At 64.1% G+C, this 6,084-nt stretch carries 7 protein-coding genes; 5 read left to right on the top strand and 2 right to left on the bottom strand.

The features are described from left to right. The first annotated feature begins 342 nt into the window (after positions 1-342). From AC01FP_RS15535 to AC01FP_RS15525, 3 genes are read left to right on the top strand one after another with little or no spacing between them, the layout of a single operon-like run. Positions 343-1,926, top strand: a complete 1,584-nt coding sequence (locus tag AC01FP_RS15535) for a DUF4055 domain-containing protein (protein WP_474481581.1) — start codon at positions 343-345, stop codon at positions 1,924-1,926. Positions 1,927-1,942: 16 nt separating this feature from the next. Further along, positions 1,943-2,440: a hypothetical protein gene (locus AC01FP_RS15530; RefSeq protein WP_474481580.1), complete on the top strand. Its 498-nt coding sequence runs from the start codon at positions 1,943-1,945 to the stop codon at positions 2,438-2,440. 3 nt (positions 2,441-2,443) lie between these two features. Next, entirely contained in the window at positions 2,444-3,604 is a 1,161-nt protein-coding gene (locus tag AC01FP_RS15525) for a LysM peptidoglycan-binding domain-containing protein (protein ID WP_474481579.1), read from the top strand. Positions 3,605-3,629: 25 nt separating this feature from the next. Here AC01FP_RS15525 and vapC read toward each other — a convergent pair whose 3' ends face one another. Both vapC and AC01FP_RS15515 read right to left on the bottom strand, forming a co-directional pair. Beyond that, positions 3,630-4,019, bottom strand: coding sequence for a type II toxin-antitoxin system VapC family toxin (vapC, locus tag AC01FP_RS15520; protein WP_474481578.1), 390 nt, complete (start codon positions 4,017-4,019; stop codon positions 3,630-3,632). Then, positions 4,016-4,231, bottom strand: a complete 216-nt coding sequence (locus AC01FP_RS15515; protein WP_474481577.1) for a type II toxin-antitoxin system VapB family antitoxin — start codon at positions 4,229-4,231, stop codon at positions 4,016-4,018. The genes vapC and AC01FP_RS15515 overlap by 4 nt, the downstream gene beginning before the upstream one ends. A gap of 123 nt (positions 4,232-4,354) precedes the next feature. Between AC01FP_RS15515 and AC01FP_RS15510 the strand changes: the two genes are divergently transcribed. Continuing rightward, positions 4,355-5,296 carry a hypothetical protein gene (locus tag AC01FP_RS15510; protein WP_474481576.1) on the top strand — a complete coding sequence of 314 codons (942 nt, stop codon included), beginning with the start codon at positions 4,355-4,357 and terminating at the stop codon, positions 5,294-5,296. A 34-nt stretch (positions 5,297-5,330) separates the two neighbouring features. Then, a complete protein-coding gene (locus tag AC01FP_RS15505; RefSeq protein WP_474481575.1) occupies positions 5,331-5,606 on the top strand; it encodes a hypothetical protein in 276 nt (91 codons plus the stop codon). The last annotated feature ends 478 nt before the right edge of the window (positions 5,607-6,084 follow it).

The following is a 6,084-nucleotide window of genomic DNA, read 5'->3' as shown; positions in this document are numbered from 1 at the left end:
ATGTGTTTGGGGCATTGAGACTTTGTCAGATTTAGAGAGAACAGCAAATGAAGCCAACGCTATATGGGCGGATCCTAGTTAAAAAATAGCCAGGCCCCTGTTGGTCCGCATAAGAACCCGAAGTCATTACCACTTTGACCCTAAACCCACTGCGTGGCAATCACTCTCGGGCAGATGGACCCTCAGGCCTAGTTCATATGCGGACCCTCATAAGAAACCGTGCCCCTCGCTCTGGCCGACTCGCTTGCCCAAATGATCTGTCTGGAGCCATGCAGATCCTGCATGGACCTTCCCGCCGCTTATTGATCCCTCTGGCAATGGCTCTGACTCCACCAGCAGTCAGTGCCCACCACCCGCCGCCGCAGGACAACTACCACTACCAGCCGCTCCTCCCCACCAGCCCAGCGACCCCAAACTCCTGCTGAGCTCCCCTGGCTGGAGCACCCCACCCTCTCTGGGCTTCGCGACCGCCTGCAGTTGGTCTACGACTGCTGGACCCTGCTGGAGCTCCCCGACGGCAGTAGCCGCCGGACGTTGTATCTCCCCCGCGGCATAGAAGAACCCGAGACCTGCTACCTCAAGCGACTGGAGGCTGCAAGGCCAACCGGCTTCTACCGCGATGCCCTCCGCACCTACGCCGGGATGCTGTCTCGATTGTCCTGGCAGGAGCTGCCCGATTCATTGACCCGGGTGGCCACCGATGTGGATGGCCAGGGAACAGATCTGGGCGTGTTCCTGTTCCTGGCCGACCTGCTCACCCTGCGCGATGGCGGCTGCCTGATCCTGCAGCTGCCGCCCCAGCACCGCTGGCCCTCAGAAGGTGACCGGCTGGAAGCCCTCGCCAAGGGTGACCGGCTCTCGCTGCCGCGGCTTCAGCTGGTGCCCCGGGGCGACCTGCTCAACTGGCGCCTGCCTACCGATAACGCCACGACTTCACCGGCATCGGGGCCAGTGGAGATCGTCTGGCGGGAGCCGCGCCGGCAGGCACTGCCGCCCCGTTACGCCACTGGCAATGCCGCGGTGCCCACGGTGGTGATCGATGCCCACGGCGGCCTGGTGCCTGATCCACAGGCCTGGCTGTACCGCAGCCTCTCGGTCGCCGACGACGGCCTGGTGCTGCGCAGCTGGCAGGCCAACCCCAACCCCGGTGCTGTCGATGGCTACGACGTGGTGCCGGCAGGCGAGCCTTCGCTGCTGCCGCAGCGCTTTGACCTACCGGCCCTCTGGTACTCGGTGGATGGCAGCGCCTTTGGAGAAGGCGATCTGCCCCACCTGGGTCTGGCCCACCAGTACCTCAACCACTACCGCTGCCGCAGCGATTACGAGGATCTGTTGTCACGCACCGCCTTGCCAGTAGGCGTGCGCACCGGCCTGGTGGATGCCTACGGCTTTCGCCGCAGTGATGGCGCCCTGGGCTCCGGTGCTGCCTCAGGCACCGGGGATGCCCAACGCCCCCAGCGGCTGGTGCTTTCCACCTCCTCGTTTATGGACCTGCCGGAGGGGGCCAAGTTCCAGTGGGTCGAAATAGAAGCCCGGTCACTGGCGGAGCATCGGGCCTACCTGCAGCAGCTGGAAGAAGCCATGCGCCGTGACGCCCTGATCCCTGCCGGCGGCCATGGTCCAGCACGCACCGAGCTGGAGATTTCGCTCACCGCCGGCCAGAGCTTTGCGGTGCTGCAGTCGCTTGCAGGCCAGAAGAGCTCGATGCTCAGCACCCTGCTGCGCCAGTGGACCCGCCTCACTGGCGAAAAGCTCTCCGACACCCCTGCCTGCAGCGTGGAGATCTGCCCTCTGGTGCCACCGCAACCGCCGCGCAAACCCCAGCCTTCAGTGCATGAGTGGCTGGTGCTGCATGAGCGGGGAGTGATCGACGGGGCCGAGCTGCGCCAGCAGCTGGGACTGGGTGAGATCACTGGGGGCAGCTGAGCTGGCAAACGAGGGCATGACCGTGTTCTCCCCTCCCACCTGCAGCTGGCGTCCAGGCGACGCAGAAGCCCTGCGCATCGCCCTCTCGATTCCTGTCAGCGCCGCTTCTCTTTCGGCCCTGAACCGGGAGATGGCCCTGCTGCAGACCCATTACCCCACCGGGGTGTGCACCGCCCAGGGTCACCTCGATGCCATCGCCGCTCTCGATCAGCAGCTGGCGGCAATGACCCCAGCCGAGGTGAACAGCCCAATCCGCAGCAGCCGCAAAGGTGTGGCCGGTGGCGTCGTGCCCAACCCGCTGCCACTGAGCAAGTTGGCGGTGGTGGAGTACGCCACCGAGCTGCTGCTGGAGGAAACCGAAAGCGAGTGGAACCCCGCGGGCCCATCACCAGCTGTGGTGCTGAACCGGCAGAGGAGCCAGCACATCGGACAGCTGGCGCTGCTGCTGCCGCGGCTGCAGAACTGGCGCCAGTGCAACCCCGACCCCTTTCAGGGATCACTGGTGCGGGGCTGAGTTATGGAGCAGCCCCTCTCGCCGCTGAACCAGGGACTTAACCCCGTGCGGGCTGCAGGGCAGTGGGGCCAGCTGGTGGGCTTGCCGGCGGCCTCACCAGCGATCGACAGCCGGGTGGCCCTGCCTGTTGCTGCCCCTCTATGGCTGGCCCTGCAGCCCTACGCCAATGCCCGCCTCTGCCTCTTTGAAGTCGACCGGCCCGAGAGTCGCAGTCCGGTTCCGATCCGCCGGCATGTGATCGACTGCTTCCTCGAGCAAGGCGGCATCGTGGGCGGCTACAACGACACCGCCCTCACCGACCCCGGTGATGTGTTGCTGCGCGGCTATCTCTGCCGCTCAGCAATCCTGCCGGTGATCACCAGCAACACCTTCGATTGGCTGGCGGCAGAGCTGGCCTGGGCCACTCCTGGCTTCCGAGAGGAGGCACCGCTGCCCTGGGACCCAACGCTGCTGGGCACGGTGCAGGCCCCCTGTCAGGGGGTGATGTGGCTCGGGGATCTTGCTCAGCTGTCGCCCCAGGGTGGGTTGCCATCAGGAGGGCGTGCCCAGTTCGCGGGCTGCCTGGTGCAGCACTTCGGGGCGGACTACGGCCCCGGTGGCATCGGTCTGTTGGTGCAGCCGCTGCTGGGGGAAGCGATTCAGCTGGTGCTCAGGCCCCACAGCGTGCTGGTGCTTAGAGCTGGCGACAGCTTGAACCTGATCGCCGAGCGCTACGGCACAACCGTGGCCACCTTGCGGCGGAGCAACCCCCAGCTGGAAAGCACCCAGAGCATCACCGCAGTCGAGGGTGATTCGCTGGCGGTGCTGGCTGGCCGGCACGGAACGACAGAAAGCAAGCTGCGCAGCCTCAACCCGGTGCTTCAGCAGAGCGAGGCCTACCTCACCAGTGAGGGGGAGACGTTGCGCAGCGTGGCGAGCGAGCAGAACCTCAGCCTCTCCCTGCTGCGCGAGTTCAATCCCGAGCTGAGCAGCTGGCCCAGCGAGGAACCGCTGCCCACCGGCACCACCCTGCTGCTGCCCGTCTACCGCTCCACCACGCCGATCCCGGCAGGGCTCCAGCTGCTGGTGCCGGGTTATCTGCCCTCCACCCAGCTACCAGCGGGGGAGTGGATTTACCTGCCGGCGAGGCGATCTGCTCCCGTGCTGGAGGAGCTTCCTGCTTAGACGGGGTGGTGCTGCGACCCGTAGCTCATGCCGCCACCAGGCCCAGGTGCTCGACGTAGGGCTGGAAGTCCCGGTCGCTGAACAGCAGCGGCAGGTTGGCCTCGATGCAGGCAGTGGCGATGATCCCATCGATCGTCTTGCGCACCGTGATCCCTTTGCGGCGCAGCTGCCTGTAGTTGTCAGCCGCTTTCCAGGAGTTGCTTCCCTCCAACACAGGCAGCAGAGCTAGTGAACGGAACAGCTGCCGGGCGGTGGCCACATCCCGCTCGTTGCGGAATCCCTGCAGCACCTCCACCAAGATGAGGTCGCCGATCGCTAGCGGTGTCTCCCCGAGCAGCGCATCCAGTCGATCCACCTCGGGGGTGCTGACCCCATTGAAGAAATCGATCCAAACCGAGGAATCAACAACGATCACGGCTGCTTGCCTGCAGGCTCCTCATCCAGGCGTTGGGCCTCCAGATCCCCATCCCAGGCCAGGCGCCCGCGGAAAGCGCGAATTTCTGTCTGCTGCTGCAGTTTGACCAGGGTGCGCAGCCCCAACTCCACGGCTTCCCGCTTGCTGCGGGCACCGCTGGCCTGCATCGCCTGCTTCATCAGGGTGTCGTCGATGACGATGTTGGTGCGCATGACTCGAGCACTCAAGCCGGTGTGTAGAGCTTAGGCCAGGCATACACATTCTCAGGGCCTGGCAACAGGGAGAGCGAGCGCAGCCCGGACGGGGCGCCCGCAGCACCACAGCCGTGATGGGTGATGCCCTCCTCCTTCTTCTCTGACTTCAGCCGCACCAGCAGCGGCACCGCTCCAGCGCCTTTCGCCCCTACTGCTCCATGGCAGATCTACGGCCAACAGCAGCAGCAGCCCAACCAGGGCCCCGCTGGCTCTGCTCCACCTGCCACTGACCCCGACCTGTTCGACAGCGATGAGGACGAGAGCGCCAGCGGTGATCTGGGCGGCGCTGACGACGGCCTTGATTCCGCCATCCCCCAGGACCCCAGCGGAGGCGGCGACAACGACGACCCGCCAGCAGCCAGCACGGCTGAACCCCTGCGTGCTGAGCGCCGCCGCAGCAACCAGCTCGAAAAAGAGCTGCGCAAGGCCCGCGCCCAGCTGTCGCGCTTCTCAGAGATCAACCCCGATGAATACGCCCGCCTGCAGGACGCTGAGCGCAAGCGAGAAGAGTTCGAGCGCCAGGTGGGCGACCGTGAACGACAGCTCAATGAGGCCAACATCCGCCGCGTGCGCAGCGTTGAAAAAGAACGGGACGAAGCCCGCTCCCAGGTGCAGAACCTGCGCAAGGAGCGCTTGCTGGAGCGCTTGTTCTCAGAAGCCGAGGGCCGCGTTGGCGGCGATGAACGGGGGACGTTCTTTGACACCTTCGTGACGCTGTGCGGCGGTCACTTCCAGCTGGGGGATGTGGAGGGCCGTGAGCGGCTGCTGCCGGTGGATGGCAAGGGCCAACCCCTTACCGCCGATGGCGTAGCGCTGTGCGATGGCGACTACATGGAGGAGCTGCGCCGCCACCCGGTATTCAGCTTCTTGTTCCAGCAGCGCAGCGGCTTGTATGCGGGCACGGTTGCAGAGGCGGGCCATGACCACAGCGCCGCCCCAAACCTGCAGACGCTGAGCACCGCCGAGCTGTATCTAGAGGCGGTCAAGGCCACCACCCCTAGAGCAGCTGCACCGCGCCGCTGATGAGCGCATCGTTTACCCCCTGCTGCAGAATCTGATGGCTTGGTATCTGGTGTTCTGGCGCAACCGCTCCACTTCAACCGTGGTGCCGGCCGCCAGCGCCAGCCAGGCCCGCTCCCGTGCCCAGCACAAACAAAAGCGTGGTTACGGGGCGATCGTTGCTGCACGCCGCGCCAACGCCCAAGACGCTGGCTTGATCAGAAAAGGGACCTGGGTAAGGCGCCGCCGCGACGGCTCTAGCCCCCAGTTCGGTAGTGCTCGCTCTAAAGCCAGGGCACGGCGGCAGCGGAGCACCTACCGCCATTGGCTGTAACCACCGCTATGAGAAAAATCGTTTATCCGTGACTCTGATCATCAAAGAGTCGCCGACAATTCCAGGGCAATTGCAGGAGTTTGTCAGGTTGACCCCGCAGCCCAAGGGAGCAGGTATCTAGCCTCTCGCCAGTTGATTGGCTAGATGCCATCGTTTACCCAGACACTATTGCGACTGGCTTGCTGAATATAGTCTTCCGAGTAAAATCATTGCTCAATTGGCTTGGCTGTTTATAAATGACTAGCCAATATCGAGATCCCATGGCGCTTGGCGCCGCAGACATCTCTAATCAAATAGCTGAATGACTGGGTCTTAAAATTCTGCTAATTTGTCTCCTATGGCTTAGAAGAATTTGCTCAATTCTTATCCAGGTTTTTTCCTTTCATAAAGAAGTGCGTTGAGATCCCCCAGTTTCAGGAAAGTTGTCACCCCTCTGATCAGTACATCCGGGGGCTTGAGGACATGACTAATGCGTCGA

The sequence above is a fragment of the Cyanobium sp. NIVA-CYA 375 genome, assembly GCF_056108345.1.
The sequence above is the reverse complement of the archived record's forward strand: the minus strand, read 5'-3'. Positions and strand labels throughout refer to the sequence as shown.

Coding starts and splice junctions, on each gene's coding strand:
- AC01FP_RS15530 (WP_474481580.1), top strand. CDS start 1,943: ATGACCGTGTTCTCCCCTCCCACCTGCAGCTGGCGTCCAGGCGACGCA.
- AC01FP_RS15525 (WP_474481579.1), top strand. CDS start 2,444: ATGGAGCAGCCCCTCTCGCCGCTGAACCAGGGACTTAACCCCGTGCGG.
- AC01FP_RS15515 (WP_474481577.1), bottom strand. CDS start 4,231: ATGCGCACCAACATCGTCATCGACGACACCCTGATGAAGCAGGCGATG.
- AC01FP_RS15510 (WP_474481576.1), top strand. CDS start 4,355: ATGCCCTCCTCCTTCTTCTCTGACTTCAGCCGCACCAGCAGCGGCACC.
- AC01FP_RS15505 (WP_474481575.1), top strand. CDS start 5,331: ATGGCTTGGTATCTGGTGTTCTGGCGCAACCGCTCCACTTCAACCGTG.